Below are 26,358 nucleotides of genomic sequence, written 5' to 3' on the forward strand. Positions count from 1 at the left end.
CGTTCCCCGGCTGCCCCGCACGACGGGCCGGCCGGCCGTCCGGCGGGCGCCTCCCCGGTCCGGGTCGGGCCGGGTTCTCCAGTCGGCGGGCGCGGTCGGTGAGGTGGCGGCGCTCGGGTGCGCTGGCGGTGCGTCCGGCGGCCTCCCGGTAGGCGTGCGCGGCCTCCCGGTGCCGACCGAGCCTTTCCAGTAGATGGGCGCGGACGGCGAGCAGTCGGTGGTGGCGCCCCAGGCGTTTGTCGCTCTCCAGCTCCGCCAGCAGGTCGAGACCGGCGGCCGGGCCCCGGACCATGGCGACCGCGACGGCGCGGTTGAGGCCGGCCATCGGGTTCGGCCCACACTGTTCCAGGAGGTCGTACAGGGCGAGGATCTGGGGCCAGTCGGTGGCGTCGGGGTGTTCGGCCTCGTCGTGCACGGCGGCTATGGCCGCCTGCAGCTGGTAGGGGCCGACCTGCCCGCGGGGCAGGGTGCGGCTGATCAGCTCCACGCCTTCCGCGACGAACCGGCGGTCCCAACGGCCGCGGTCCTGTTCCGCCAGGGGCACCAGTTCGCCGCGGGGTCCGGTGCGGGCGGGACGGCGCGCGTCGGTCAGCAGCATCAGCGCGAGCAGCCCCGCGGTCTCGGTGTCCCGGGGCACGAGGCGGTGCAGCAGCCGGGTGAGCCGGATCGCCTCGGTGGACAGTTCCGGCGCGGTCAGGTCGGTGCCGCCCGTGGTGGTGTAGCCCTCGTTGAAGATCAGGTAGAGCACGTGCCGGACCTCGGCCAGCCGCTCGGCGCCGTCGGAACCCTCGGGCAGGGACAGGGTGGTGCCGGCCGCCCTGACAGTCTGTTTGGCCCGGCTGATGCGCTGGGCCATCGTCGTCTCGGGCACCAGGAAGGCCGCGGCGATCTGGGCGGTGGTCAGGCCGCCGACCGCACGCAGGGTCAGCGCGATCCGGCTCGGCGCGGACAGCGAGGGGTGGCAGCACAGGAAGAGCAGGGACAGGGAGTCGTCGCGGTCCGAGGCGGGTGAGGCGTCGGCGGCTCGGGCCAGCAGCTCGGACTGCGGAGTGGCCAGTGCGAGGGCGTCCTCGCGTCGGCGGCGTGCCGCCTCGCTGCGCACCTGGTCGACCAGCCTGCGGGAGGCGACGGTGACCAGCCAGCCCCGGGGGTTGTCCGGCACTCCCTCCTCGGGCCACTGCAGGGTGGCGGCCAGCAGCGCTTCCTGGACGGCGTCCTCGCACGTGTCGAAGGCGCCGTACCGTCGGACGAGCGCGCCGAGGACCTGCGGCGCCAGTTCGCGCAGCAGGTCCTCGGCGCCGTGGTGCACGGTGCTCACATGTCCGCCGCGGATTCGTGCAGCACGGGCCACAGTTCCACCGGTTCCACGTCGGCGAACGGCATGTCCGCGGCGATCTGCTGGGCCCGTTCGAGGCTCTCGCAGTCCAGCATGTAGAAGCTGGCGATGTACTCCTTGGTCTCCAGGTAGGGCCCGTCGGTGACGGCCGGGGCGCCGTCCTCGCGGCGCACCAGCTGGGCGGCGGCGGCATCCGCGAGGCCGTAGGCCCCCAGGAGTTCGCCGCTCTCCCGGTACTTCCTGTTGAACGCCTCCTGCCTGGCGATCGCCTCCGGCCACGCCTCGGCGGGGAAGGAGTCCCACTTGGCCTGGTTGCCGTAGATCATCGCGACGTACTTCATTCCGGGTGTCCTCCCCGTCCCGCGCGCCCCGTCGGCGCGCTGTCACCCTTCGGTCGGAGCGGGAAACGGGTCCTCGACGTCCGACGACAACTTTCTCCGACTTTTTCGATCCGTCCGTGACCGGCGAAAACGCCGGGCGGTGCGGGTGATCAACCTATGTCGTCCGTCGGTCCGGCTGCTCGGCCTCCAGGCGCCGGGAGAGGGCGCGCAGCCAGGGGTGGCGTTCGTGGAGCTGTGCCGAGCGCCGGTCGAGTTCCTTGCCCAGGCGTTCGGTGCGTTTGCCGATGTCGAGTTCGTCCAGGATGCGGTCGACCTCGGCGAGCAGGGCGCCGTGCAGCTGCCACTGCCGGGGGTGTTCCCGGAGGTCTTCCAGGAGCAGGCCGGCCACCCGGTCCCGGGTCGCGCGGCTGACGGCGAGTGCGTGGGCCAGCCGGTCCTCCGCCTCCTCGGCGTTCTCCGCGACCGGAGTGGTGATCAGTTCCGAGAAGCTCTCGACGGCACCGGCCATCTGCCCGAACAGTTCCGTCAGGACCTCTGCCACGTCGGCGGGGAACAACGTCTCCTCGGTACGGACCTTGGCCAGGTCGGTCAGGGTGCGGGAGAGCACCCGCAGCACCACGGCGCAGATCTCCAGGGTGTCCAGGCCGGTGCGCAGCACGACCCGGTGCAGCAGTCCCTGTCTCACGCGCGGGTTGAGGGTGAGGCTTTCCTCGGCCTGCCGCAGCAAGGCGTCGACCTCCACGATGTCGTGGTCGAGGCGGCGGGCGGCGTGGAGCCGCTCGGCCGCCCGCTCGACGGAGAGGCGGCCGCTCACCTCCTCGCCCATCGCCCGGAACATCCCGCCCATCTCGCGGGCCAGGCCGTCGATGGAGGCGCCCGCCGGCTGCACCCACACGGGAGGGGCCAGGAGCAGGTTGAACAGCAGCCCGACGCCCGCCCCGATCAGGGTCTCCAGGACCCGGTCCCAGGCGGTCGAGGCGACCTGCGAGACGCCCAGCACGAGCATCGCGCTGATCGCCACCTCGGGCACGAACTCGCCGACGCGCACCAGCCGCCCGATGATCAGCGAAACGAAGATCGTCAGGCCCAGGCTCCACCAGTTGAGGCCGACCAGCGCGCTGAGCGCAGTGGCGATGAGCACCCCCACCACGACCGAGTTCACCCGGCGGATGCCCGTGGTGAGGGTCGCGTAGAGGGTGACCTGCACGACGAGGAGCGCGGTGAGCGGCGCCGTGAGCGGCGCCGGGTGCGGAAGGGTCCACACCGCCACGACGTAGGCGATGACGGAGGCCGCGGTGGAACGCAGGGTCTGTGCTCCGGCGGGTTCGGTCGTGCGCCGGACGAGCTCGATCACGGGTGCGGATACTCGTGCCATCCCCTTCCCCTGCCCGCCCCCGCGCCACGAAAGCACCTGGGTGCGGCGACACCCACCGTACGGGCGTACGGGCGGGCGGCCCCGTCGGGTCCGGGGGCCGGGGTCAGGGTTCGAGGGTGGCGAGCAGTTCCGCAGCCGTGGCGGTGGCCCGCATTTCGTCGGCGAGGGACTGGGCCCGGACCCGGTACGAAGGTTCCTCCAGGAGCCGTTCGGCGGCCGCGCGGATGCTTCGTACGTCGTCGGGGCCCAGCACCGACGCTTCGTCCTCCGGGCCCCCGGCCGGGATGACGGCCGCCCCCGCTCCTGCCGCGGTCACCAGCCGGGCGTTCTCCGGCTGGTCGGCGAAGAGGGGGACGCAGACGACGGGGACACCGACCGCGAGTGCGCCGAAGACCGTTCCCGAGCCGCCGTGGCAGACCACGAGGGAGGCACCGCGCAGGACGTCCGCCTGCGGCACCCACTGCTCCGCATGGACGTGGGGCGGCAGCGGTCCGAGGTCCGACGGGTCGATGTGGCTCCCCGTCGTCAGCAGTACGCGCACCGGCAGTCCGCTCACCGCCTCCAGGACCGCGCGGTACAGACCGGTCGCGGTCGGCAGGGCGCCCGCCTCGGTGCCGAGGGTGACGTGGACCAGCGGCTCCGTCGCTCCTCCCCACCAGTCCGGCAGCCCCTGCGGCCGGAGTTCTTCGTGGTAGCGGTGGGTCGTGGGGTACGGCGAGGGGTCCAGGGAGGCGGGCAGCCGGGTCAGATACGGGGAGTCGAGGAGCCGTTGGGCGATGCCGGGGCCGTAGAAGTCGAGCGCGGGGCCCAGGAGCGGGTCGGTGGACCCGGTGAACCCCGCGGTCGAGACCGCGACCCGGGCGTGCGGGATTCCACGGCGCTCGGCGGCCACCACCGAAGCCAACTCGAACGTCTCGTGCAGGACGAGGTCGGGCCGCCAGTCGCGGCAGGCCTCCTCCAGCGCGGGAAGCATCGCGGCGGTGCAGAGCCGGCCGAACACCTCCCCGACCATCAGGGAGACTCCGTCCTCCGGGGCCAGCGTCAGCACCCGCGTCATGATCCGCGCGAGTTCCTCCTGGTCCGGCTCCCCGCCGATGCGGTACGGCTGTTTGCGGGACGCCAGTAACGCTTCGAGGGCCGGCGGGGCGACGACGAGGACCTCGTCGCCCCGTGCCGCGCACGCGTCGATGAGGGGAACGAGTGGGTGGAAGTGGCCCGAACCGCGGGTCGAGGCGAAAAGTACACGCATGGGGTCGAGCCTAGAGATGTCCACCCCCTGCCCACAGGACGGCTTTCCGCCTGATCAAGGCGTGTTTCCGGTGTTTGTGGGTGGCACGGCCGTCAGGCCCGGCAGCCGTCCGGATCGTCCTGGCCCGCGCCTCGCACGTTACCGGACCTGGGGGCGAGCAGGACGGCCAGGACGCCCGGTACGAGCAGCAGCACGAAGGCCGCGCCGTATCCGGCGGCGTCCTGCGGCCCGAGGGCCGGGAAGGCGTGGAACACGGCGGAGGCGACGCCCAGGACCAGGATCTGGCCCAGGTTCTGGGTGGTCTGCATCGCGCTGCTCGCGTAGCCCTGCCGGCCCGGCGGCACGTGGGAGAGCGACAGCACGGTGAGGGACGGAGCGAGCAGGCCCATGCCGACCGCCGCGACGACCATGGACGAGGCGGCGACGGCCGCGTGCGCGCCTGGCATCGAGCCGACGGCCGCGACCACGACCGCCGCCACCTGTATCAGGGCGCCGATCGCGACGAGGCGGTGGCGCGGAGTGCGTTCCGGCAGTCGGCCCTGTACCCAGGAGGAGGCGGCCCAGGCCACGGCGGCGCCCGTGAAGGCCAGGCCCGTCACCACGGGGGCCACGTCCCGGTCGGTGACGAGCATCAGCGGCACCAGCGCCTCCAGGGTGAAGAACACCCCCGAACTCAGGCCGCGCAGCAGCACCGTGGCGGGCAGGCCGCGCGCGGCGCGCACGGTGCCGGACGGCAGCAGCCGCGTGGCGAACACCGCCAACAGGGCGAGGCCCACCGCCGCGAACAGCAGATGGCGCGTGTCCCAGCCCGACGCGCCGTACTGGCCCAGTGCCGCGCCCACGCTCACCGCGAGAGCGACCAGCAGCGCGGGGCGCTGCGCGGCGTCCTTCGACGGCTCCGGAACGGCCGGCCAGGAGCGGCCGCGCAGCAGGGCCACGACGGCCAGGGCCGGCAGCGCGGTGAGGGCGGCCAGGCCGTAGAACACCGCACGCCAGGACCACCATTCGGCCACCAGCCCCGCCAGCGGCGGGCCGATCAGCGACGGAATGATCCAGCAGGCGCTCATCAGTGCCAGGGCGCGCGGCTGGAGGCGTTCCGGGTACGCCTGACCGATCGCCGCGTTGACCGACACCGCGATCATTCCGCCCGCCACGCCGTCCACGAAGCGTCCGGCCGCCAGTTGCCAGACGGAGGTGCTGGCGGCCGAGACGAGCAGGGTGACCACGGCCAGCACCATGCCCGCCGCCAGCGGACGGTGGGCCCCCGACCGGTCCGCCCAGTGGCCGCCCAGGACCCCGCCCAGCAGGCTCGCCGCCACGAAGCATCCCGCCACCAGCGGGAAGAGCGCCACACCGTCCAGGTCCTGGGCGGCCGTCGGCAGTGTGGGAACCACGGCCAGTGCGGCGAGCCCGGTCAGGAACATCACCGTGGCGAAGACGGCGGTGGCCGGCGCGTACTGCCCAAAGAACAGTCCGTGCGGGGTTTTCGCCGTCGTGGCCGTCGTGGGCGAGTCACTCGATGAACGCTGCTGGGCATCAGTCACGGCCGCACAAGCTATGCGGCTCGCAAAGGTCTGGTCCACCGGTTTTCGGCGGGCGGACCGCCGTCGCCGACGGCGGTCGTGTCTCAGCCCTCGGCGGGTGCGGGCGCGGGTTTTGGCGCGGGCCGGTCCGCCGGCGTGGCGGAGTGCCGTCCGGGCAGGAGGAACGCGAAGACCAGGGCCACCAGTGCCGCGCCCGCGCCGATCGCCATGACGGTGCGGAAGCCGTTCTGCGACGGCACGGCGTGCGGGCCGAACGGGGTGGTCATCTGGGCGAGGACCACCCCCGCCACCGCGCTGGCGGCCGAGGTGCCGATGGCCCGGGTGAGGGTGTTGAAGCTGTTGGCGGCGGCCGTCTCCGAGACGGGTACGGCGGCCATGACGAGTGCGGGCATCGCCCCGTAGGCCAGTCCGATCCCGGCCCCGATCACGGCCGAGACCAGCACCAGTTGCCAGATCGCCGACATCAGGACGATGCCGAGCAGGTATCCGGCGGCGACCACCGTCGCACCGGCCATCAGGGTCGTCCTCGGCCCCTGGTTCCGGGAGATGCGTGCCGACAGCGGCGCGACCGCCATCATGACCAGCCCGGACGGGCCCATGACCAGACCCACGGTCAGCAGCGAGGCGCCCAGGCCGTATCCGGTGGCCTTCGGCAGCTGGATCACCTGGGGCAGTACGAGCGACATCGCGAACATGGCGAAGCCGAAGACGGCCGAGGCGACGTTGGTGAGCAGCACCTGGCGGCGGACGGTGGTCCGCAGGTCGACCAGTGGCTGCGCGGTCCGCAGTTCCCACCGGCCCCACAGCCCCAGGACGACGGCCGAGGCACCGATCAGGCCGAGGGTGGAGGCGCTGCCCCAGCCCCAGGTGGCGCCCTTGGAGATCGCGAGCAGCAGACACACCAGGGCGGTGGAGAGTCCGGCGGCGCCCACCAGGTCGAACCGTCCGCCGGTGCGCACCGGCGATTCGGGCACCAGGGCCAGGACGAGGACGGTGGCCAGCACCCCCGCGCCGGCCGCCACCCAGAACAGCACGTGCCAGTCGACCCGTTCGGCGAGGAACGCGGCGGCGGGCAGGCCGAGGGCTCCCCCGATGCCCAGCGAGGCCCCCATCAGTGCGATCGCCGATCCGAGCCGGTGGGCGGGCAGTTCGTCGCGCATGATGCTGATGCCGAGCGGGATGACGCCGGCGGCCAGGCCCTGGAGCGTACGGCCGACGACCATCGGGCCCAGGCCGTCGCCGAGCGCGGCGATCACGGAACCGGCCACCAGCAGGCAGAGGCTGGCCAGCAGCATGCGGCGCTTGCCGTACATGTCCCCGAGCCGGCCCATGACCGGGGTGGCGACCGCCCCGGCGAGCAGGGTGGCGGTGATCGCCCAGGTCGCGTCGGTGGCGGACGCGTGCAGCAGCCGGGGCAGTTCGGGCACCAGCGGAATCACCATCGTCTGCATCAGGGAGACGACGATCCCGGAGAGGGCGAGTACGGCGACCAGACCGCTCGTCGCCTTCGGCGGGGCCGTGGGAGGCCTGCTTCCGGCCTGGGGCTGGGCACTGGACATCACGGAGACCTCCGTTGAGGGGCGCCGACGCAGACGGCGTCACATGATCGAACATGATTAGGTCAGTCGCTTGACGCAAGTTAGCAGTCCGTCGCGACCGCTCATGTCCACCGCCGTCCGGAGGGGGATCGAGGTGACCCGTACGAGCAACACCCGGCGCCGAGCCGCCCGTTGCTCCTTGGGGGCCGGGGCCCGATACGGACCTTCCCGGCCCGCCACCGGTGCGACATCACCGGTGGCGGGCCGGCCTCATCGGTTCCCGTGCGTCACGACCGGGACGGCGCGCCGGTGGCCGCGGGAGGGCGGCGCCGTACGGACCGTGGCGCGGTGGCCGCGCTCACAGGGTGCGCTCCAGACGGTCGGCCATCAGCCGGACGAAGCGCGAGGGGTCGGCCAGTTCGCCGCCCTCGGCGAGCAGCGCCAGGTCGTGCAGCAGCTCGGCCGTCTCCTCCAGACCGGTGCCGGCCTCCTCGCCCCGTTCGGCGTACGCCCGGTTGAGGCCACCGACCAGCGGGTGTTCCGCGTTGAGTTCGAGGATGCGCTTGACGTGCGGGACCTCCTGGCCCATGGCGCGGTACATGTTCTCCAGGGCGGGCGTCACGTCGTGCGTGTCGGAGACGATGCACGCGGGCGAGACGGTGAGCCGCGAGGAGAGCCGCACCTCCTTGACGGTCTCGCCCAGCCGCTCCGTCATCCAGCCGAGCAGGTCCGCGTACTCCTGCTGCCGGTTCTCGCGCTCGGTCGCGGCCTCCTTCTTCTCCTCCTCGGTGCCGAGGTCGACCTCGCCCTTGGCCACGGACCGCAGCTTCTTGCCGTCGAACTCCGGCTCCGCCTCGACCCACACCTCGTCGACGGGGTCGGTCAGCAGCAGCACCTCGACGCCCTTGGCCCGGAACGCCTCCATGTGCGGGGAGTTCTCGATGGCCTGCCGGGACTCGCCCGTGAGGTAGAAGATGTGCTCCTGGCCGTCCTTCATCCGCTCCACGTACTGCCGCAGCGTGGTCGGTTCGTCCTTGTCGTGGGTCGTGGCGAAGGAGGCGACGCCGAGGATGGCGTCGCGGTTCTCGAAGTCGCTCAGCAGCCCTTCCTTGACGACGCGGCCGAACTCCCGCCAGAACGTGGCGTACCGCTCCGGCTCGGAGGACATCATGTCCTTGACCGTCGACAGCACCTTCTTCGCCAGGCGCCGGTGCATCAGCTGGATCTGGCGGTCCTGCTGGAGGATCTCTCGCGACACGTTGAGCGAGAGGTCCTGCGCGTCGACGACGCCCTTGACGAAGCGCAGGTACGGCGGCATCAGCGCTTCGCAGTCGTCCATGATGAAGACGCGCTTCACATAGAGCTGGATGCCGCGCTTGTACCCCTGCATGAACAGGTCCTGGGGCGCGTGCGACGGGATGAAGAGCAGTGCCTGGTACTCGAAGGTGCCTTCCGCCTGGAGGCGGATGGTTTCGAGCGGGGCGATCCAGTCGTGGCTGATGTGCTTGTACAGCTCGTGGTACTCGTCGTCCGTGACCTCGTCGCGCGAGCGTGCCCACAGGGCCTTCATCGAGTTGAGGGTCTCGGGCTCGCGCGGGGCGTCGTCGGCCCCTTCCGTGTCGCCCGCGCCGTCCGCGGACTCGGGGGCCATCCGGACGGGCCAGGTGATGAAGTCGGAGTACCGCTTGACGATCTCCCTGATCTTCCACGGGGAGGTGTAGTCGTAGAGCCGGTCCTCGGTGTCCTCCGCCTTGAGCCGGAGGGTGACCGCAGTGCCCTGGGGGGCGCTGTCGACGGTCTCGATCGTGTACGTGCCCTCGCCGGTCGACGTCCACCGGGTGCCCTGGCTCTCGCCCGCGCGCCGGGTCAGCAGCGTGACCTCGTCGGCCACCATGAAGCTGGAGTAGAACCCGACGCCGAACTGACCGATGAGCCCCTCGGCCGCGGCGCCGTCCTCGGCCTCCTTGAGTTCTCGCAGGAATTTCGCCGTGCCCGAGTTGGCGATGGTCCCGATGAGCTGGACCACTTCGTCGTGAGACATTCCGATGCCGTTGTCCCGCACGGTCAGCGTGCGGGCCTGCCGGTCTGTCTCGATCGTGATGTGCAGGTCGGACACGTCCGCGCCGAGCGTGTCGTCGCGCAGTGCTTCGAGCCGCAGCTTGTCGAGCGCGTCGGAGGCGTTGGAGACGAGTTCGCGCAGAAACACGTCCTTGTTCGAGTAGATCGAGTGGATCATCATCTGCAGAAGCTGGCGCGCTTCCACCTGAAACTCGAACGTCTCAGTGGGCATAACCGTGATTCCTTCTCAGGTCCGCTTGGTTGGGATCCGGACCCGAGAACTTTAATTCAGCCGGTGATCCCGCAGGGCCGATCCCGCAGGGCCGATCCCGCCGGAACCCTCCAAGTCCGCTCTCCCGTCGTGCGTGGCGCGCCCCCGGCACCCGGCCCGAGCGTTCCTCGTCCACGGCCGGGCGCCGGACGGCGCCCGGGGCCCAGAGCTGCTGCTGCTCGGTGGCGGAGTCCTTTCCGTGCAGTTCGACGGCGTGCGCGGAGAAGTCCCGTACGAGGACGGCGAACAGCTCGTCGAGGACGTCCTCGTCCGGCCCCGTCCAGCCGGGTCGGGACGGGCTCGTAGTCGACCGGGTCCAGCAGGTGGTTCCGCATGAACTTCAGGATCGGCGCCAGGTTGACGTGGACGGTGCCCTCCAGCTTCGGCAGCCCCCGGATCTCGACGGCGGCCTGGGCGAAGCAGTTGTCCTTCTCGAAGCCCTTGGCGGCGACGACGTCCCACATCAGGTCGACGACCTTCTCGCCCTCCGTGGTCACCTTCATCTTCGTCATCGGTCGAACAGCAGGTGGCGGCGGTCGTCGGGGCCCGCGGAACGGAAGTAGTCGTGGGGGTCGCCTTCCGGTTCGGGTCGGTGGGAGGGGGCGCCGGCCGGGTGGTCGTTCCGGTGGCGGGACGGTGTCGCGGCCGGGCACGCGTGCGCACGGAGCCGGGGCGGCGGGTCGCGACGGGGGGTTCAGCGCTCGGGGCCGAGCCGGTGGAGGGTGGCGAGCACGTCGTCGAGCCAGGCGAGCGTCATCCGCTCGTACGCGATGCCGCCGCGCAGCACCACGTGCTGGAGCTCCCGACCGGCGTCGAGCGGACCGTCGCCGGGCGAGTCGTCGGCAGAGGGGCTGTCGGCGGACGAGGAGTCGGCCGGGACGGGGCCGGGAGAAGCCGTGTCGGGCGTCCGTGGTCCCGTGAAGTCGCGTTCCTCGCCCGCGAGGTAGCGGGCGAGACGCTCGGCGTGCACCTGCCGGTACCGCCGCACCTCGCGGATCAGCGCGGCCGGGTCGTCGAAGGCCGATCCCCGGATCTTCACGGCGAGATCGTGCCGGACGCTCTCGGGCTCGATCGGCTCGTGCAGCCACGCGGAGAGGACGGTCCGCCCGAGGTCGGCGACGGAGTACTCCTTCTTGTCCGGGCGGCCCTCCTGCGGCACCTCCCGGACCTCGACCCAGCCGTCGCCCTCCATGCGTTTGAGCACCCGGTAGATCTGCTGGTGGGTGGCGGTCCAGAAGTACCCGATGGACCGCTCGAACCGCCGGGACAGCTCATAGCCGGAGCCGGGCTTCTCCAGCAAGGACACCAGGATCGCGTGTTCGATCGCCATGCCCCGATCTTTCTATGCAACTCGTTGCATGGACAAGTCGGGCCGCCCGGGTGGGACGTGACTCACCCGGGCGACAGACCCCGTACGTGCGCCGGTCACATGGCCCGTTCGACGCTCCACACCGGCAGCCGCTCGAAGAAGGTGACCGCCTCCTCGCGCCACCGGGGCCGCCAGGCGGCGGCCACCTCGGACGCCTGCTCCGCGTGGCGCCGCATGTCCGCCCGCATCCGGGCCGCCACACCGCGGCGCTCGCCGATCTCCCGGACGGCGGCGACGGTCTCCGGCGTGCAGGCCGGGTCGCCGAGCGCGGCCTCCACCACGTTCCGGTCGGCGCCGTCGGTGGCGGACAGCAGGGCGCCGACGGTGTAAGTGCGCCGTCCGTCCCGGATGTCGGTGCCGGTCGGCTTGCCCATGACGGCCGCGTCCCCGAACAGGTCCAGGTAGTCGTCGCGCATCTGCCCGCTGATCCCGACCAGCCGCGCGTAGCGGCGCAGTTCCTTCTCGAAGCGCTCCGGCTGCTCCCCCGCGGCCAGGAGTCCGAGCTGGAGGGGGGCGAGGAGGGAGTAACGGGCGGTCTTGTAGTCGGCCACGTCGTGCAGGACGTCCTCGTCGGGAACGGTGGTGGTGAAGTCGCGTTCCAGGTCGACGATCTGACCCATGAAGGTGTCGGCTGCCGCACGCGTCTGCACCTCGACCATGGCCCGGCGCACCGGTGCGGGCAGTTCGGCCTCCAGGAGCACCCGCAGGGACAGGGCCAGGGCCAGGTCGCCCGCAAGCACGGTCAGGCCGATCGCCGCCTGTCGGTGGTGGGGGAACCGCTCGCGGTAGGCGTAGTAGGTGGAGGGGCCGTTCCGGCGGGTGGGGCTGTCGTCGATGAGGTCGTCGTGCACCAGGCCGTGGGTCTGCAGCAGTTCGATGCTCAGCGCGGCGGCGTCCAGCCCGTCGACCGGGTCGGGGGTCACCAGCCGGGCCGCCTCGTGGAGCAGGACCACCCGCATCCGCTTGCCGCCGCGCAGGGACAGGTCCCGCAGCAACCGGACACACTCCGGCGTGAAACGGCTGAACGACGGCGCGTCGAGCCGGGTGCCCAACGTGTCGAAGTACTCCTCGAAGAGCGTGCGGAAACGGCGCTCGTGTCCGGCGGCGCGCTTCAGCACCTGTTCGCCGAGGCCGGCGGTGTCGGTCATGACGGGTGTTCTCCTGCGTGAGGGGCGGGTGACGTGCGCATGGACGCGCGACGGTGCCGTTCGACGGCACGTGCGTCGGGGACGCGATTGTCTCAGGAGGCGTACCGGGCGACGGCCGGAGGCGGGAGCGGGAGGAACTCGATCGATCAGGAACGAAGAAGCGGGCCCGCTGCCCCGCCCGTAGCGTGAGGCACATGGACATCGGGCTTCCGCAGCACCCCACCGCCGTCGACGGCCCCGCCGCGATGCCCGCCCGGCGTCGCAGGGAGTGAGTCCCGGTTTCACGAACCGGAGGCCGCTCACCGGGTGTTACCCTGCCGCCGGACCTCGCGCCGCATCCCTGCCGGGCGCGAGGCGAACGAGCCGCACGCCCTGGCCCGACGCACGACGGCCGTCGCCCGGTCCGGCACCCGGGGCGTACCGCGCAGCCCGGCCACGGACCCCGGCCGACACCGCCGATCACACCGAACGACCGACCGCTGCCGCGCCCGCCCCGACGCGGAAGAGCGGGACGCACCGCCCGGAACCGTCCGGGCCGTGCGACGCCCACGGGGACCGCGAGAGCGGCCCCGCGACAGATGGAGACACGATGAGCACGGCCACGAGGGCGGACACGCAGTCGCCCGCGCCGCACGCTGCCGACAGCCACGAAGTGATCCGCGTGCACGGTGCGCGCGAGAACAACCTCAAGGACGTCAGCATCGAGATCCCCAAGCGCCGGCTGACAGTGTTCACCGGCGTCTCCGGCTCGGGCAAGAGCTCGCTGGTGTTCGACACGATCGCCGCGGAGTCGCAGCGGCTGATCAACGAGACCTACAGCGCCTTCGTGCAGGGCTTCATGCCGACGCCGGACCGGCCCGACGTCGACGTGCTCGAAGGGCTGACCACCGCGATCATCGTCGACCAGCAGCGGATGGGCGCCGACCCCCGTTCCACGGTCGGCACCGCCACCGACGCCAACGCGATGCTGCGCATCCTCTTCAGCCGGCTCGCGCAGCCGCACATCGGCCCGCCCGGCGCGTACGCCTTCAACGTCCCCTCGGTCCGGGCGAGCGGCGCGATCACCGTCGAGCGCGGTGCCAAGAAGGCGGTGAAGGCGACCTTCAGCCGCACCGGTGGCATGTGCACGCGCTGCGAGGGCCGGGGCACGGTCTCCGACATCGACCTCACCCAGCTCTACGACGACTCCAAGTCGCTCTCCGAGGGCGCGTTCACCATCCCCGGCTGGAAGTCGGAGAGCTTCTGGACCGTGCGGGTCTACGCCGAGTCGGGCTTCCTCGACCCGAACAAGCCGATCCGCGATTTCACCGAGCAGGAGATGCGGGACTTCCTCCACCGGGAGCCGACCAAGGTGAAGGTCGAGGGCGTGAACCTCACCTACGAGGGACTCGTCCCCAAGATCCAGAAGTCGTTCCTGGCCAAGGACAAGGAGGCGATGCAGCCGCACATCCGGGAGTTCGTGGACCGGGCGGTCACCTTCACCGCCTGCCCCGAGTGCGACGGCACCCGGCTCGGCGCGGAAGCCCGTTCCTCGCGGATCGGCGCGATCAGCATCGCCGACGCGTGCGCGATGGAGATCCGCGACCTGGCCGAATGGGTCCGCGGCCTCGACGAGCCGTCGGTGGCGCCGCTGCTCGCGACGTTGCGGCAGACCCTCGACTCGTTCGTGGAGATCGGGCTGGGCTATCTCTCGCTCGACCGGTCCGCGGGCACGCTGTCGGGGGGCGAGGCGCAGCGCGTCAAGATGATCCGCCACCTCGGCTCCCCGCTCACCGACATCACCTATGTCTTCGACGAACCCACCGCGGGGCTGCATCCCCATGACATCCAGCGGATGAACAACCTGCTGCTGCGGCTGCGGGACAAGGGCAACACGGTGCTGGTGGTGGAGCACAAGCCGGAGACGATCGCGATCGCCGACCACGTGGTCGACCTCGGACCGGGCGCCGGCACGGGGGGCGGCACCGTCTGCTTCGAAGGCACCGTCGAGGGGCTGCGGGCCGGCGGCACCCGCACCGGCCGCCACTTCGACGACCGCGCCCGCCTCAAGGAGAAGGTGCGGACGTCCACCGGCACGCTCGCGATCCGCGGCGCGACGGCGCACAACCTCCAGGACGTCGACGTCGACATCCCGCTCGGAGTGCTGTGCGTCGTCACCGGCGTCGCGGGTTCCGGCAAGAGTTCGCTCGTGCACGGGTCGATTCCCGCCGGGGCGGGCGTGGTGTCGATCGACCAGAGCCCGATCCGCGGCTCCCGGCGGAGCAACCCGGCCACGTACACCGGGCTGCTCGACCCGGTCCGCAAGGCGTTCGCGAAGGCCAACGGCGTCAAGCCTGCCCTGTTCAGCGCCAATTCCGAGGGGGCCTGCCTCAACTGCAAGGGGGCCGGGATCATCTACACCGACCTGGCGATGATGGCCGGCGTCGCCACCACCTGCGAGGAGTGCGAGGGGAAGCGGTTCCAGGCATCGGTGCTGGAGTACCACCTCGGCGGCCGTGACATCAGCGAGGTGCTCGCGATGTCGGTGACCGAGGCCGAGGAGTTCTTCGGTGTCGGCGAGGCGCGCACGCCCGCCGCGCACTCCGTCCTCGCCCGGCTCGTCGACGTCGGGCTCGGCTACCTCAGCCTGGGCCAGCCGCTCACCACGCTGTCCGGCGGCGAGCGGCAGCGGCTCAAGCTGGCCACGCACATGTCCGAGAAGGGCGGCGTCTACGTCCTGGACGAGCCGACGACGGGGCTGCACCTCGCCGATGTCGAGCAGCTGCTGGGTCTGCTCGACCGGCTCGTCGACTCCGGCAAGTCGGTCGTCGTCGTCGAGCACCACCAGGCGGTCATGGCGCACGCCGACTGGATCGTCGACCTCGGCCCCGGCGCGGGCCACGACGGCGGCCGGATCGTCTTCGAGGGCACCCCCGCCGACCTCGTCGCCGCCCGCTCCACCCTCACCGGCGAGCACCTCGCGGCCTACGTGGGCGACTGAACCGGAGCCGGCCGTCCGGGACGTGTCCGGGCGGCCGGCCCCGGCCGCCGGGTCCGGGGTCCGCCGGACGACCGGACGGGCCGGACAGTCCGGCCCGTCCGGCGGACACCGGGGTTCACCGCTGTTCGGTGGGCTCGAACCAGGTGGGCCCGTCCGTCAGCGACTGCTTGATCCGGAAGAGCGCGAAATCGTTCAGCGGGGGCAGCGCGTCCACCTCGAACCAGCCCACCTCCAGCGACTCGTCGTCGTTGACCCGTGCCTGCCCTCCCGTCGCCCGGCAACGGAAGGTGACGTCCAGGTACTGACAGCGGTCGCCGTTGGCGTACTGCACCGGTGCCAGGGCCTGGGTGAGCACCACCCGCTCCGCCACGCAGTGCACGGCGGTCTCCTCGTACACCTCGCGCTCCGCCGTCGCCGCCGGTTGTTCGCCCGGCTCGCAGATGCCACCGATGACCGACCACGCGCCGGTGTCGGCGCGGCGGCCGAGAAGCACTCTGCCCTCGTCGTCGAAGACGACGGCGGTGACTCCCGGCAGCAGGAGCAGCTGTTGGCCCGCGGTGGCGCGGATCTCGCGGATGAAATCAGGAATGGCCATGGGGAGACCCTACGTGGCCCGGTAGGCCGCTCACCTGCTGCGCCGCAGCCGCACCGCGCGGAAGGCGACCAGGCCGAGGCCGACTGCGGCGATCAGCACGAGGACGCCTTCGGGGAGCACGCCCATCCGGGTCGCGGGCGTCTGCGAGGACCGCAGCGGCACCTCGTCCACGAGCGCGCCCGGGGTGAACAGCTTCGTCCGCGCGACGACCTTTCCGTCCGGGCGGATGATCGCGCTGACCCCGCTGGTGACGGGGACGACGACGGACCGGCTGTGCTCGACCGCCCGCACCCTGGACATGGCCAGCTGCTGGTAGGTCATCTCGCTGCGGCCGAAGGTGGCGTTGTTGCTGGGCACGGCGATCAGCTGCCCGCCGTGCGTGACCGCGTCCCGGACGGCGTCGTCGAACGCGGCCTCGTAGCAGGTCACGAGCCCCACCTCGGTCCCCGCCAGGTCGAAGACGCCGACCTTCTTTCCGGGCCCGAAGTCGCGCTGCACCCGGTCCACGTCCGAGCTGAAGAGACGCGCGAAGGACCGCATCGGCATGTACTCGCCGAACGGCTGGATGTGGCGCTTGTCGTAGGTGTCGACCGGGCCCTTCTTCGGGTCCCACTGGATGAGGGTGTTGCGCAGCTTGGCGGTGTCGGATTCGGGTTCGAGCACCGCGCCGATCACGGTGGGCGCGCCGATCGCCCGCACCGCGTCGTCGATCAGGATCCGGGCGTCGGCGTTGCGGTAGGGGTCGAGGTCGGAGGAGTTCTCCGGCCACAGGACGAGGTCCGGCTGCGGGACCTTGCCCTCCTCCACCTCCCGGGCCAGCTGCTCCGTACGGCGCACGTGGTTGTTCAGGACGGCGCGGCGCTGGGAGTTGAAGTCGAGTCCGAGCCGGGGCACGTTGCCCTGGATCGCGGCGACGGTCGCGGTGCCGTCCTCGGCCGAGTCGTCGACCAGCGGCAGCGCGGCGAAGGCGGAGGCGATGGGGACGACGACGCTCACGGCCGCGGCCGCGACGGCCGCCCGGGACACCTGCCCGGTGTTGCGGCGGGCCCGGAACTGTCGCACCGCTTCGCAGAGCCCGAAGCCGCACAGCACCACCGCGAAGGAGAGCAGCGGTGTGCCGCCGACGGCCGCGAGCGGCAGGAACACCCCGTCCGCCTGCCCGAACGCGATCTTCCCCCAGGGGAAGCCGCCGAACGGCACCCTGGCCCGGACCGCCTCGTCGAGCGCCCAGACCGCGGCGGCCCACACCGGCCACCAGGCGAGGCGGGTGACGGCGGCGATCCCGATGCAGCCGACCGCGATGAACAGCGCCTCCGCCGTGGCGAGGGCAAGCCACGGCACCGGGCCGACCTCCTCGCCCGTCCAGTGCAGCAGCGGCAGCATGAAGCCCAGCCCGGCGAGGAGGCCGAGCCCGAACCCGGCGCGGAGCCGACGCCCGTGCAGCACCCAGCCGAGCAGGGCGAAACCGGGCAGAACCAGCCACCACAGGGGGCGCGGGGGAAAGCTCAGATACAACAGCACGCCCGAGAGCACGGCGGCGGCGGGCCGCAGTACGAGGCGTGACTTCCGGGACGCGGGCGCAGGTGCGGGCTGCGGGGCGTCGACTGGGGTGATGGTGGCGCTCACCCGGCGGAGTCTACGGTGAGCGGCTGTGGGTACGGCAGCCCCGGCCGCCCCGAAGCGTCCTCCCGCGCGGGGGCCGTTCCGGCGCCTTCCCGTGCGGCTCGGGGCCGCTGCCGCGGTCGTGCCCGGCCGCCCGTCGGGGGGCTCTCGTCCGGAGGGGACCGGACCCCGCGGGCCCCGCATGATCCGGACGTGAGGCCCCGGGGCGTGTCCGCAGGGTTCAGGTTCCCGGGATGTCGGAAGGGGCCGGGCCCGCCCCGGGAGGCGGCTCCGCGGGGTTCAGGCCCCGGCCGTCGCGCCGCTCGCCGACAGGTGCAGGCGTTCGCGGATGAAGCGCACGCCCGCCTCCGCGTCGTCGACCGTGATCGTGAACGTCCTGCCGTCCCCGAGCCGGAGCACCAGTCCCTCGCCCCTGCGGACGACGACGGCGGTGCCCTGCTCGGGGCGCCAGCGGTAGCCCCAGCCGCCCCATTGGCGTGGTGTGACCCGGGGCACGAACTCCGCGCCCACCACATGGGCGAGCAGGATCCGGCGGCGCGGCAGGCCCATGTGGCCGCAGCGCACCTCCAGGGCGTCGCCGTCGATCCGGACGGCCACGTTCACGAAGGCAAGCGTTCCGAACAGCATGAGCAGTCCGGCGGCGACGCAGCCGATCACGGACATCAGCAGGGGAACGATTCCCGAGGTCCAGTTCGAGCTGACGGCCAGCTGGACACCCAGCGCCAGACAGGCCGCGCCCGCGCCCGCGAGCACCCACTGGACCCGGTTGGTGGCCCGGCCGATCCAGACCTCGGAGTGGGGTTCGGTTCCGGTGTGCGGGGGTGTACGGAGGTGGTCCCTCATGCCAAGCAGCGTACTCAGGATCCCGCACGCCGGGAGGTGGTGCCGACGGTCCCGGAGGGGTCAGCGGGCGGGGCTGACGGCCCCCAGCAGACGCCCCTCGGCGTAGGCCAGGGCGGCTTCCGGCAGGTCGGCGGGGCGGCCGCTGAGGAGCACGGTGAGACCGGTGGACGGTTCGGCCGACGGAGCGGGTTCGGCACCGATCCGGCGCAACGCCTGGGCGGCGACCGCGTCGGCCGAGCCGTGCAGTTCGACGGGCGGCAGGCCGGGCCGGTGCACGGCGGCGCGGATCCGCTCGGCGACCAGTTCGTAGTGGGTGCAGCCCAGGACGACGGCCCGCACGTCGCGGGGGGTGAGCGCGGCGGCCGCGGCGACGGCCCGGTCGATCGCGGCCTCGTCCGCGTTCTGCACGGCGTCGGCGAGGCCGGGGCAGGGGACCTCGGTGACCTCGACGGAGCGGGCGAATTCGCGGATGAGTCCGCGCTGGTACGGGCTGCCGGTGGTGGCGGGCGTGGCCCAGATCGCGACGGGGCCGCCGCCCGCGACGGACGGCTTGATCGCGGGGACGGTGCCGATGACCGGCAGCGCGGGTTCGAGCGCGGCGCGGAGCGCCGGCAGGGCGTGGACGGAGGCCGTGTTGCAGGCGACGACCAGCGCGTCCGGCCGGTGGGCGGCGGCCGCGCGGGCCACGTCCAGCGCGTGGGCGGTCACGTACTCGGGCGTACGGGGGCCCCAGGGCATGCCGTCGGGGTCGGAGGAGAGCACCAGATCGGCGTCGGGCCTCAGCCCGCGTACCGCGGCGGCTGCCGCGAGCAGGCCGATTCCGGAGTCCATGAGCGCGATCTTCACCCGGTCACCATAGTCGACCGCCCTTGCGGTTTTGTCCGGGTGGGGCAGACTGCGGCGAATGAGCGCCGTTGCCTGGATCGCCGTGGGTTCGCTGATCGCGTGGGTGTGGCTGCTGCTGGGCCAGGGGTTCTTCTGGCGGACCGACCAGCGGCTGCCCCGTCGGGGGGTCCCCGACCGCTGGCCGTCCGTCGCGATCGTGGTCCCCGCGCGTGACGAGGCCGACATGCTGCCGGTGAGCCTGCCGTCGTTGCTGGCGCAGGACTATCCGGGCAGGGCGGAGATCTTCCTCGTGGACGACTGCAGCAAGGACGGCACCGGGGACGTCGCCCGCGCGCTGTCCGTGCGGTACGGGGGGCTGCCGGTGACGGTGGTGTCGCCCGGTGAGCCGGAGCCGGGGTGGACGGGCAAGCTGTGGGCCGTGCGGCACGGCATCGCGCTGGCCCGGAGCCGGGAGCCGGAGTACCTGCTGCTGACGGACGCGGACATCGCGCACGAGCCGGACAGCCTGCGGGAGCTGGTGGCCGCCGCCGTGACGGGTGGCTTCGACCTGGTCTCGCAGATGGCCCGGCTGCGGGTGTCGAGCGTCTGGGAGAGGCTGGTCGTGCCCGCCTTCGTGTACTTCTTCTCGCAGCTCTACCCGTTCCGGTGGGTGAACCGGGCCGGGGCGCGGACGGCCGCGGCGGCCGGCGGCTGTGTGCTGCTGCGGACCGGGGCGGCGGAGCGGGCGCGGGTGCCGGAGTCGATCCGGCAGGCGGTGATCGACGACGTGTCGCTGGCGCGGGTGGTGCAGCGCAGCGGCGGGCGGATCTGGCTGGGGCTCGCCGAGCGGGTGGACAGCGTGCGGCCGTACCCGCGGCTCGCGGACCTGTGGCGGATGGTGTCGCGGAGCGCGTACGCGCAACTGCGGCACAGCGCGGCGCTGCTCCTGGGGACGGTGCTGGGGCTCGCGCTGGTCTATCTCGCGCCGCCGGTGACGCTCGTCGCCGGGCTGCTGGGCGACGGCCCGGTGGCCGCGTGGGCGGGCGGCGCCGCGTGGGCGGTGATGGCCGGGACGTACCTGCCGATGCTGGCCTACTACCGGCAGTCGCTCTGGTGGGCGCCGCTGCTGCCGTTCACCGCCGCGCTGTACCTGCTGATGACGGTCGATTCGGCGGTGCAGCACCACCGGGGCCGGGGCGCGGCCTGGAAAGGGCGTACCTACGCCCGTCCCGAGGCCGCGCCCGACCGATGAGCGCAGGGGCCGTCGGCCGGTGACCGCAGTGCCGGCCGGACCTTCGGGGGGTTATTTACGGCCGGGTGTCCAGTTCATGCCCCACCCGTAGGCGTAGTCGATGGTGCGCTGCGGGCTCACTCCCCGCTCGGGGACGAGGTAGCGGGCCTCGCGCTGCACCGTGAGGTCTCCCCCGTTGTTGGTGAGGAGCGCGAGGGCGCAGACGGTGGACGGGACGGTGCACTCGTCGAGCGAGAAGTCGATCGGTGCGCCGTGCTGGGGCTGGAGGGTGACGGTGGCGTGGAGATCGGCGAAACTCCGGGCGCCCTCGTAGATGGTGACGAAGATCAGGACGCGCCGCAGCTCGCTCTTGTGGTCGAGGTTGACCGTGAGGTTCTCGCCGGTGGCCACGGCCCCGGTGCGGTCGTCCCCGTCGAGGTGGATGTAAGGGGGGTGCTGGAGCGCGCCGAACGCGTTCCCCAGCGCCTGCACGACTCCCTTGCGGCCGTCGGTCAGTTCGTAGAGGGCGCAGAGGTCGAGGTCGAGGTCCGCGTGCTGGGCGACGGCCCTGCCGAGTTTGCTTCCCCAGCCCTTGAACTGTTTGCGCACTTCCCAGTTGAGATTCACGCGGAGGGCTCCCGAGGTACCGCCCTGTTTGGCGAGGGAGACCGAGGGGGTCTCCTTGGTGAGGGTCACCTTGGTCAACCGGACGGGCGCGGGAGGCGCCGCCGGCGGGGTGGGCGGAAGCACGGGCCGGGACGGTGTCCGGTGATCGACCCGCGTTGTGCTCTGGGGCTGTTGAGGCGTTTGGGGTTGGTGATACGGCTGGGTCTGCTTCGGCTGCTGCGGTTCATCGACGGAGATCCCGAAGTCCGTCGCGAGGCCCTCCAGGCCGGTGCCGTATCCCTGGCCGACCGCGCGGAACTTCCAGGCGCCCTGGCGCCGGTAGAGCTCGCCGAGAATGAACGCGGTCTCGACCGTCGCGTCCGTGCTGTCGAAGCGTGCGATCTCCCTGCCGTTCGCCGCGTCCGTGACGCGTACGTACAGCCCGGCCACCCGGCCGAAGGTGCCGCCGTCCGCGGAGGCGGCCAGGACCACTCGGTCGATGACCGGCTCGATGCGGGCCAGGTCGACCGCGAGGCTGTCCGTCGTCCCGGTGCCGGTGACCCGCTTGCCCTCGTGACGCACCGCGCCGGATGCGTGGGAGGGCTGGTTGTAGAAGACGAAGTCGGCGTCGTTGCGCACCTTCCCCGACACGAGAAGGAGCGCCGAACCGTCCACGTCCGGGGTCCCCGGGGAGGTGCGCCACCCCAGTTCGACCCGCACGGCCTGAGCCGTCACCGGAACATTGGCCCCTTTTAGCATGGTCATGCTCGCCCCCATCGCGAGTCCGGCTGCCCGAAAATCTTTCTCCGAACAACCTAATCCTCCGACGGGCTCGGGAGCCGCAGCGAGTCAACTCCCCGACACGTGCTCGCCGGGTGGAGTGATACGTGGGTCACGAGGATTCCGGATGCGTCGGCCGGATCACTGTCAAAGGTGAGTACCCGCGCACCGGAGATCCCGGTCCATGCGCATTTCGTCTGTCGAAGGAGCTCTGCATGACAGCTCGCCGTTCACTTCTCCCGGCCCTCGGCACCGCTTTTCTGACCTCGGCGTTGCTGCTGGCCCCCACTCTGTCCGCCGAAGCCGCGGCGCCGACCGCGTGCAAGGGCTCTTCGTGCACGGGAAAGAACCCCCAGAGCGAGGGGTGCGGCTCCGGGGCGAAGGTCATCGACCGGGTACGGCCGGCGGGTGGCGGGCCGGAGGTGCAGTTGCGCAACTCGGCCCGCTGCAGTGCTGCCTGGGCGCGGATCGAAAAGGCGAACAGCTCCTGGCGATTCAAGATTCAGATCCGGGGCGGTGCGTCGTACACGGGAAACGCCTCCCCCTCCTATGCCGCCTACACGCGCATGGTCGGGTCGAGCAACGCCTACCGCGCGTGCGTGGAGGTCTATGACGGACAAGGAGGCAGCTGGTCCTGCACCGGCTGGCACTGACCCGCAAACCGCCCGTCGGCCTGGCCGAACGGTCACAGCGGGGCACCCCTGGCGGGATCCCGGCCGTGGTTCTCCCTCTCCACGCGCTCCCGGTCGCGCCCACGGGCAGGGCGGTGAGGAGCAGCCGTCCGGTTCGCTTCCACCGTGCCGGTGTTCGCTTTCGCCGTGCCGATGAAGGAATCCACTGTGCCGGGCGGGCCCACGTCTTCCACCGCCCGGTCACCGCGGCGGCGATCCGCTCACGGCTCCGGGCACGATCCGCCGGGCGCCTCCTGGCCGGGCCCGTGAACCGGCAGGCGCACCGTGAACGTCGTCGCGCCCGGTTCGCTCGTCACGGCCGCCGTGCCGCCGTGCGCGGTGGCGACGGCCGTGACGATGGAAAGGCCGAGGCCCGTGCCGCCGCCGTCGGGGCCGCGCGGGCCCTCACCGTGGACGAACCGCTCGAAGAGGTGGTCGCGGAGCGCGGCCGGGATGCCGGGGCCGTCGTCGGCGACCGTGAGCCGGACCGCGCCGTCCTCGTCCGGTGCGACGCCCGTGGTGACGGTGGTTCCCGGCGGCGTGTGCAGACGGGCGTTGGCGAGGAGATTGGCGAGGAGCTGGTGGAGGCGGTGGGCGTCGCCGGGGACGACGACCGGTTCCTCCGGGAGTTCCAGGGACCACCGGTGGCCCGGACCGGCGGCGCGCGCGTCGGTGACGGCGTCCAGGACGAGCCGGGTCAGGTCGACCGGCCCGCGCTCCAGAGGCCGGCCCGCGTCGAGACGTGCGAGCAGCAGCAGGTCGTCGACCATGGCTCCCATCCGGCCCGACTCCGCGGCGATCCGCTCCAGGGCCCGGGTCACCTCGGGCGGCACGGGGCCCGGGTGCAGCAGGGCCAGTTCGGCGTGGCCGCGCACCGAGGCCACGGGGGTGCGCAGTTCGTGGCTCGCGTCGGCGGAGAAGCTGCGCAGGCGTTCCTCGCTGCGCTGCCGCTGGGTGAGGGCGTCCTCGACGTGGCCCAGCATCCGGTTGAACGCGAGTGTGACGCCGTCGACCTCCGCGCTGCGCGGCCGGGTGTCGGGCACGCGGGCCGGCAGCGCCACTTCCCCGCTGGCGAGTGGAAGTTCGCTGACCCGGATCGCGGTGCCGGCGACCCGGCCGAGCGGGCGCAGCGACCGGCGGACCCACAGTGCCCCCGCGACACCCGCACCGGCCAGTGCCAGGCCGAAGACGCTGCCCGCGACCAGTTCGAGCCGGTGCACGGCGGCCTCGACGGGCTCCAGGGGCAGCCCGGTGATCAGCACGTCGCCGTCCTTCCCCCGCCAGGCCATCACCCGGTAGTCGCCGAGGGCGGACAGCTCGACACTGTGCCCGTGCCCGTCACCGGGCACGGCCGCGAGGGCTCGGGCGTCGCCACTGCCGAGGTCGAGGGTGACCAGGTCGGCGGGGCCTTCGCCGCGCCGCACCACGGCGGCGTTGGTGACGCCGCCGTGGACGATACGGACCCCGAGCGTGCCGATGGCCTGGCGGCGGGTGTCGCCGCGTTCGTCCCCGTCGTGGTCGTCGTGGCCCGTTCCCGGGTGCTCCAGGCTCGCCGCGAACGCGCCGCCCGTGTCGGACAGCTGCTGGTCGAGCCGGTCGGTGAGGAACCTGTCGAGCTCCAGGACGGCCGCGCCGCCCACCGCGGCGCACCCGAGAGCGAGCAGTACCAGCAGCCCCACGGTCAGCCGGGCGCGCAGCGTGTACGGCCGCGGCCACCTCACCGGCCCACCGGCTTCAGCACGTACCCGGCGCCCCGCACCGTGTGGATCATGGGTTCACGGCCCGCGTCGATCTTCTTGCGGAGGTACGAGATGTACAGCTCGACGACGTGGGCCCCACCGCCGAAGTCGTAGGACCAGACCAGGTCGAGCAGCTGCGCCTTGCTCAGGACATGACGTGCGTTGCGCATGAGGCAGCGCAGCAGCTGGAACTCGGTCGGCGACAGGTCGATCGGGTCGCCGCCCCGGGTGACCTCGTACGCGTCCTCGTCCAGCTCCAGGTCGCCGACGACCAGCAGTGAGTCGGCCGCCCGCTCGCGCGTCATCCCGGCGCGGCGCAGCAGCCCACGCACTCGTGCGACGAGTTCCCCGAGGCTGAACGGCTTGGTCACGTAGTCGTCGCCGCCCGCCGTGATCCCGGCGATACGGTCCTCGACGGTGTCGCGCGCGGTGAGGAACAGCACACACACGTGCGGCTGCTCGGCGCGCAGCTCGCGCAGGACCGCCAGGCCGTCGCGGTCCGGCAGCATGAGGTCCAGGACGACGGCGTCGGGCCGGAAGGCGCGGGCTTCGTGGAGGGCGGCCCGTGCCGTGCCCGCGCTGCGCACCTCCCAGCCCTCGTAGCGCAGGGCTCCGGTGACGACCTCCGCGAGGTCGGGCTCGTCGTCGACGACGAGGACGCGCACGGGGGTGCCGTCGGGGCGGGCCAGGGCTGCGTGGCGTGGATTCATGGCCGTACCAGCATCCCCCGGAATCCTCTGGGTTTCCTCTGAAGGTGTCCCCGGGCTTTCCGAACGGGTCGCACCCCGGCGCCGTTCAGAGCCGGCTCAGAGGTTGCGGCACCACAGTGGGCAGTCCGTTCGCCCGTGAGGAGACCGTCATGGCCACCGCGATCCACCGCCCGCCGCCGGTACGGCACCGCGCGCCCGGCCCGCCCCGGCGCCGGTCGCCCGCCGCCCCGCTGCTCGCCGCCGCGTGGGCGGGCGGTCTCGCCGTACTCGCCCTGTGGTGGCGGGACACGGGCGCGGTCGTCGGCGCGGGCGACTGGCTGACCGGGGCGGGCCGGATCACCGGGCTGCTGTGCGGATACATGTGTGCCCTGCTGGTCGCCCTGATGGCGCGGGTGCCGTGGCTGGAGTCGGGGGTGGGCAGCGTCCGGACCGCACGCTGGCACGCGTCGGCGGGACGCTGGACGATCGGCCTCCTCGTCGGCCACGTCGTGCTGATCACGCTCGGCTACGCCGCTCAGGCGCACGTGGGCCCGTTGCCCGAACTCGGCACGATCGTGTTCGACCTGCCCGAGATGCTCAAGGGCACGGCGGCGGCCGTCGTCCTGCTGGCCGTGGGCTGCGTCTCGGTGCGCGCCGTGCGCCGCCGGATGCGCTACGAGACCTGGTACCACCTCCACCTGTTCACGTACGCCGCCGTGTTCCTGGCCTTCTCGCACCAGCTGGCGCTCGGCGCCGACTTCGTGGGCAGCGCGCCGACCCGCGCCGCCTGGTACACCCTGTACATCCTCGTGGCCTGCCTGGTCCTGTGGTTCCGCGTGCTGACGCCGCTGCGCCTCAATCTGCGGCACCGGATTCGCGTGGACTCCGTCGTGCCGGAGGCACCCGGTGTGTACTCCGTCTGGCTGCGCGGTCACCGCCTCGACCGGCTCGGCGCCCGACCGGGGCAGTTCCTGCGCTGGCGCTTCTTGACCCGGGGCATGTGGGGCGCCTGTCATCCGTACTCGCTGTCGGCCGTGCCGCGCGGCGGTCTGATGCGCATCACCGTCAAGGCCCTCGGCGACCACAGCGCCGCCGTCGCCACCCTGCCTCGCGGCACCCGGGTGTGGGCGGAGGGACCGTACGGAGCGCTGACCGCCGGGCGGCGCAGGCGCGGGAAGGTGCTGTTGATCGCGGGCGGCACCGGGATCACACCGCTGCGCACCCTGTTCGAGACGCTGCCCGCCGCGCCCGGCGACCTGACCCTCCTCTACCGGGCGCGCACCGCCGAGGAGCTGGCGCTGCGCGGCGAGCTGGAGGCCGTCGCCGCCGCGCGCGGCGCCCGCCTCGTGTACGTCCTCAACGCTCCTGACGGCACGCGGGCCCCGATCACCGCGGACCGGCTCAGGGCGCTTCTCCCGGACATCGACCGCCACGACGTGTACCTGTGCGGCCCGAGGGGTCTCTCGCTGGCCGCGTACGACGCCCTGCGGGAGGCGGGAGTACCCGCGTCCCGCATCCACCACGAGTCCTTCGAACTGTGAGCCCCG

19 protein-coding genes and 2 pseudogenes are annotated in these 26,358 nt (G+C 72.4%); 4 read left to right on the top strand and 17 right to left on the bottom strand.

Translation table 11 applies throughout. The features are described from left to right. Positions 1-76: 76 nt before the first annotated feature. The 10 genes and pseudogenes from ACWCXX_RS06020 to ACWCXX_RS06065 all read right to left on the bottom strand — a co-directional run. Positions 77-1,318: pseudogene (locus ACWCXX_RS06020) on the bottom strand (RNA polymerase sigma factor); the annotation flags it as partial. Continuing rightward, positions 1,315-1,677, bottom strand: coding sequence for a YciI family protein (locus ACWCXX_RS06025; protein ID WP_451124767.1), 363 nt, complete (start codon positions 1,675-1,677; stop codon positions 1,315-1,317). The pseudogene ACWCXX_RS06020 and the gene ACWCXX_RS06025, both read right to left, overlap by 4 nt. 154 nt (positions 1,678-1,831) lie before the next feature. Further along, positions 1,832-3,052 (bottom strand): FUSC family protein, encoded by a 1,221-nt coding sequence (locus ACWCXX_RS06030; protein WP_451124768.1) that lies wholly within the window; start codon positions 3,050-3,052, stop codon positions 1,832-1,834. A gap of 103 nt (positions 3,053-3,155) precedes the next feature. Further along, positions 3,156-4,301 carry a glycosyltransferase gene (locus ACWCXX_RS06035; protein WP_451124770.1) on the bottom strand — a complete coding sequence of 382 codons (1,146 nt, stop codon included), beginning with the start codon at positions 4,299-4,301 and terminating at the stop codon, positions 3,156-3,158. A 92-nt stretch (positions 4,302-4,393) separates the two neighbouring features. Beyond that, positions 4,394-5,845: an MFS transporter gene (locus tag ACWCXX_RS06040; RefSeq protein ID WP_451124772.1), complete on the bottom strand. Its 1,452-nt coding sequence runs from the start codon at positions 5,843-5,845 to the stop codon at positions 4,394-4,396. 83 nt (positions 5,846-5,928) lie between these two features. Beyond that, on the bottom strand, positions 5,929-7,404 hold the full coding sequence (locus ACWCXX_RS06045) for an MFS transporter (RefSeq protein WP_451124774.1): 1,476 nt from the start codon (positions 7,402-7,404) through the stop codon (positions 5,929-5,931). 337 nt (positions 7,405-7,741) lie between these two features. Further along, positions 7,742-9,673 carry a molecular chaperone HtpG gene (gene htpG, locus ACWCXX_RS06050; RefSeq protein ID WP_451124776.1) on the bottom strand — a complete coding sequence of 644 codons (1,932 nt, stop codon included), beginning with the start codon at positions 9,671-9,673 and terminating at the stop codon, positions 7,742-7,744. Next, a pseudogene (locus ACWCXX_RS06055) lies at positions 9,663-10,277 on the bottom strand (hypothetical protein); the annotation flags it as partial. The gene htpG and the pseudogene ACWCXX_RS06055, both read right to left, overlap by 11 nt. Positions 10,278-10,406: 129 nt before the next feature. Beyond that, complete coding sequence (locus ACWCXX_RS06060) at positions 10,407-11,042, bottom strand: PadR family transcriptional regulator (protein WP_451124778.1); 636 nt, start codon at positions 11,040-11,042, stop codon at positions 10,407-10,409. Between the two features lie 95 nt (positions 11,043-11,137). Continuing rightward, positions 11,138-12,229 carry a polyprenyl synthetase family protein gene (locus tag ACWCXX_RS06065; RefSeq protein WP_451124780.1) on the bottom strand — a complete coding sequence of 364 codons (1,092 nt, stop codon included), beginning with the start codon at positions 12,227-12,229 and terminating at the stop codon, positions 11,138-11,140. A 589-nt stretch (positions 12,230-12,818) separates the two neighbouring features. On the opposite strand from ACWCXX_RS06065, the gene ACWCXX_RS06070 reads away from it, so the two are divergent. Next, positions 12,819-15,209: an ATP-binding cassette domain-containing protein gene (locus tag ACWCXX_RS06070; protein ID WP_451124782.1), complete on the top strand. Its 2,391-nt coding sequence runs from the start codon at positions 12,819-12,821 to the stop codon at positions 15,207-15,209. A 115-nt stretch (positions 15,210-15,324) separates the two neighbouring features. Here ACWCXX_RS06070 and ACWCXX_RS06075 read toward each other — a convergent pair whose 3' ends face one another. From ACWCXX_RS06075 to ACWCXX_RS06090, 4 genes are all read right to left on the bottom strand, one after another. Next, positions 15,325-15,804, bottom strand: a complete 480-nt coding sequence (locus ACWCXX_RS06075) for an NUDIX hydrolase (protein ID WP_451124784.1) — start codon at positions 15,802-15,804, stop codon at positions 15,325-15,327. A gap of 30 nt (positions 15,805-15,834) precedes the next feature. Next, positions 15,835-17,430 carry an apolipoprotein N-acyltransferase gene (gene lnt, locus ACWCXX_RS06080; RefSeq protein WP_451124786.1) on the bottom strand — a complete coding sequence of 532 codons (1,596 nt, stop codon included), beginning with the start codon at positions 17,428-17,430 and terminating at the stop codon, positions 15,835-15,837. A gap of 276 nt (positions 17,431-17,706) precedes the next feature. Further along, complete coding sequence (locus tag ACWCXX_RS06085) at positions 17,707-18,270, bottom strand: hypothetical protein (protein WP_451124788.1); 564 nt, start codon at positions 18,268-18,270, stop codon at positions 17,707-17,709. Positions 18,271-18,330: 60 nt separating this feature from the next. Beyond that, positions 18,331-19,116, bottom strand: coding sequence for a glutamate racemase (locus tag ACWCXX_RS06090; protein WP_451124790.1), 786 nt, complete (start codon positions 19,114-19,116; stop codon positions 18,331-18,333). A 58-nt stretch (positions 19,117-19,174) separates the two neighbouring features. Between ACWCXX_RS06090 and ACWCXX_RS06095 the strand changes: the two genes are divergently transcribed. Next, positions 19,175-20,347 carry a glycosyltransferase gene (locus tag ACWCXX_RS06095; RefSeq protein WP_451124792.1) on the top strand — a complete coding sequence of 391 codons (1,173 nt, stop codon included), beginning with the start codon at positions 19,175-19,177 and terminating at the stop codon, positions 20,345-20,347. A 51-nt stretch (positions 20,348-20,398) separates the two neighbouring features. Here the strand turns inward: ACWCXX_RS06095 and ACWCXX_RS06100 are convergent, their stop codons facing one another. Beyond that, on the bottom strand, positions 20,399-21,709 hold the full coding sequence (locus tag ACWCXX_RS06100) for a TerD family protein (RefSeq protein ID WP_451124794.1): 1,311 nt from the start codon (positions 21,707-21,709) through the stop codon (positions 20,399-20,401). A 218-nt stretch (positions 21,710-21,927) separates the two neighbouring features. Between ACWCXX_RS06100 and ACWCXX_RS06105 the strand changes: the two genes are divergently transcribed. After that, positions 21,928-22,365: a DUF2690 domain-containing protein gene (locus ACWCXX_RS06105; protein WP_451124796.1), complete on the top strand. Its 438-nt coding sequence runs from the start codon at positions 21,928-21,930 to the stop codon at positions 22,363-22,365. Positions 22,366-22,604: 239 nt separating this feature from the next. Here ACWCXX_RS06105 and ACWCXX_RS06110 read toward each other — a convergent pair whose 3' ends face one another. Further along, positions 22,605-24,104: a sensor histidine kinase gene (locus tag ACWCXX_RS06110; protein ID WP_451124798.1), complete on the bottom strand. Its 1,500-nt coding sequence runs from the start codon at positions 24,102-24,104 to the stop codon at positions 22,605-22,607. Continuing rightward, positions 24,101-24,832 carry a response regulator transcription factor gene (locus ACWCXX_RS06115; RefSeq protein ID WP_451124800.1) on the bottom strand — a complete coding sequence of 244 codons (732 nt, stop codon included), beginning with the start codon at positions 24,830-24,832 and terminating at the stop codon, positions 24,101-24,103. The genes ACWCXX_RS06110 and ACWCXX_RS06115 overlap by 4 nt, the downstream gene beginning before the upstream one ends. Before the next feature lie 149 nt (positions 24,833-24,981). On the opposite strand from ACWCXX_RS06115, the gene ACWCXX_RS06120 reads away from it, so the two are divergent. Further along, positions 24,982-26,352: a ferredoxin reductase family protein gene (locus tag ACWCXX_RS06120; protein WP_451124802.1), complete on the top strand. Its 1,371-nt coding sequence runs from the start codon at positions 24,982-24,984 to the stop codon at positions 26,350-26,352. Positions 26,353-26,358 lie beyond the last annotated feature (6 nt).

The organism is Streptomyces sp. NPDC001732 (genome assembly GCF_053596315.1).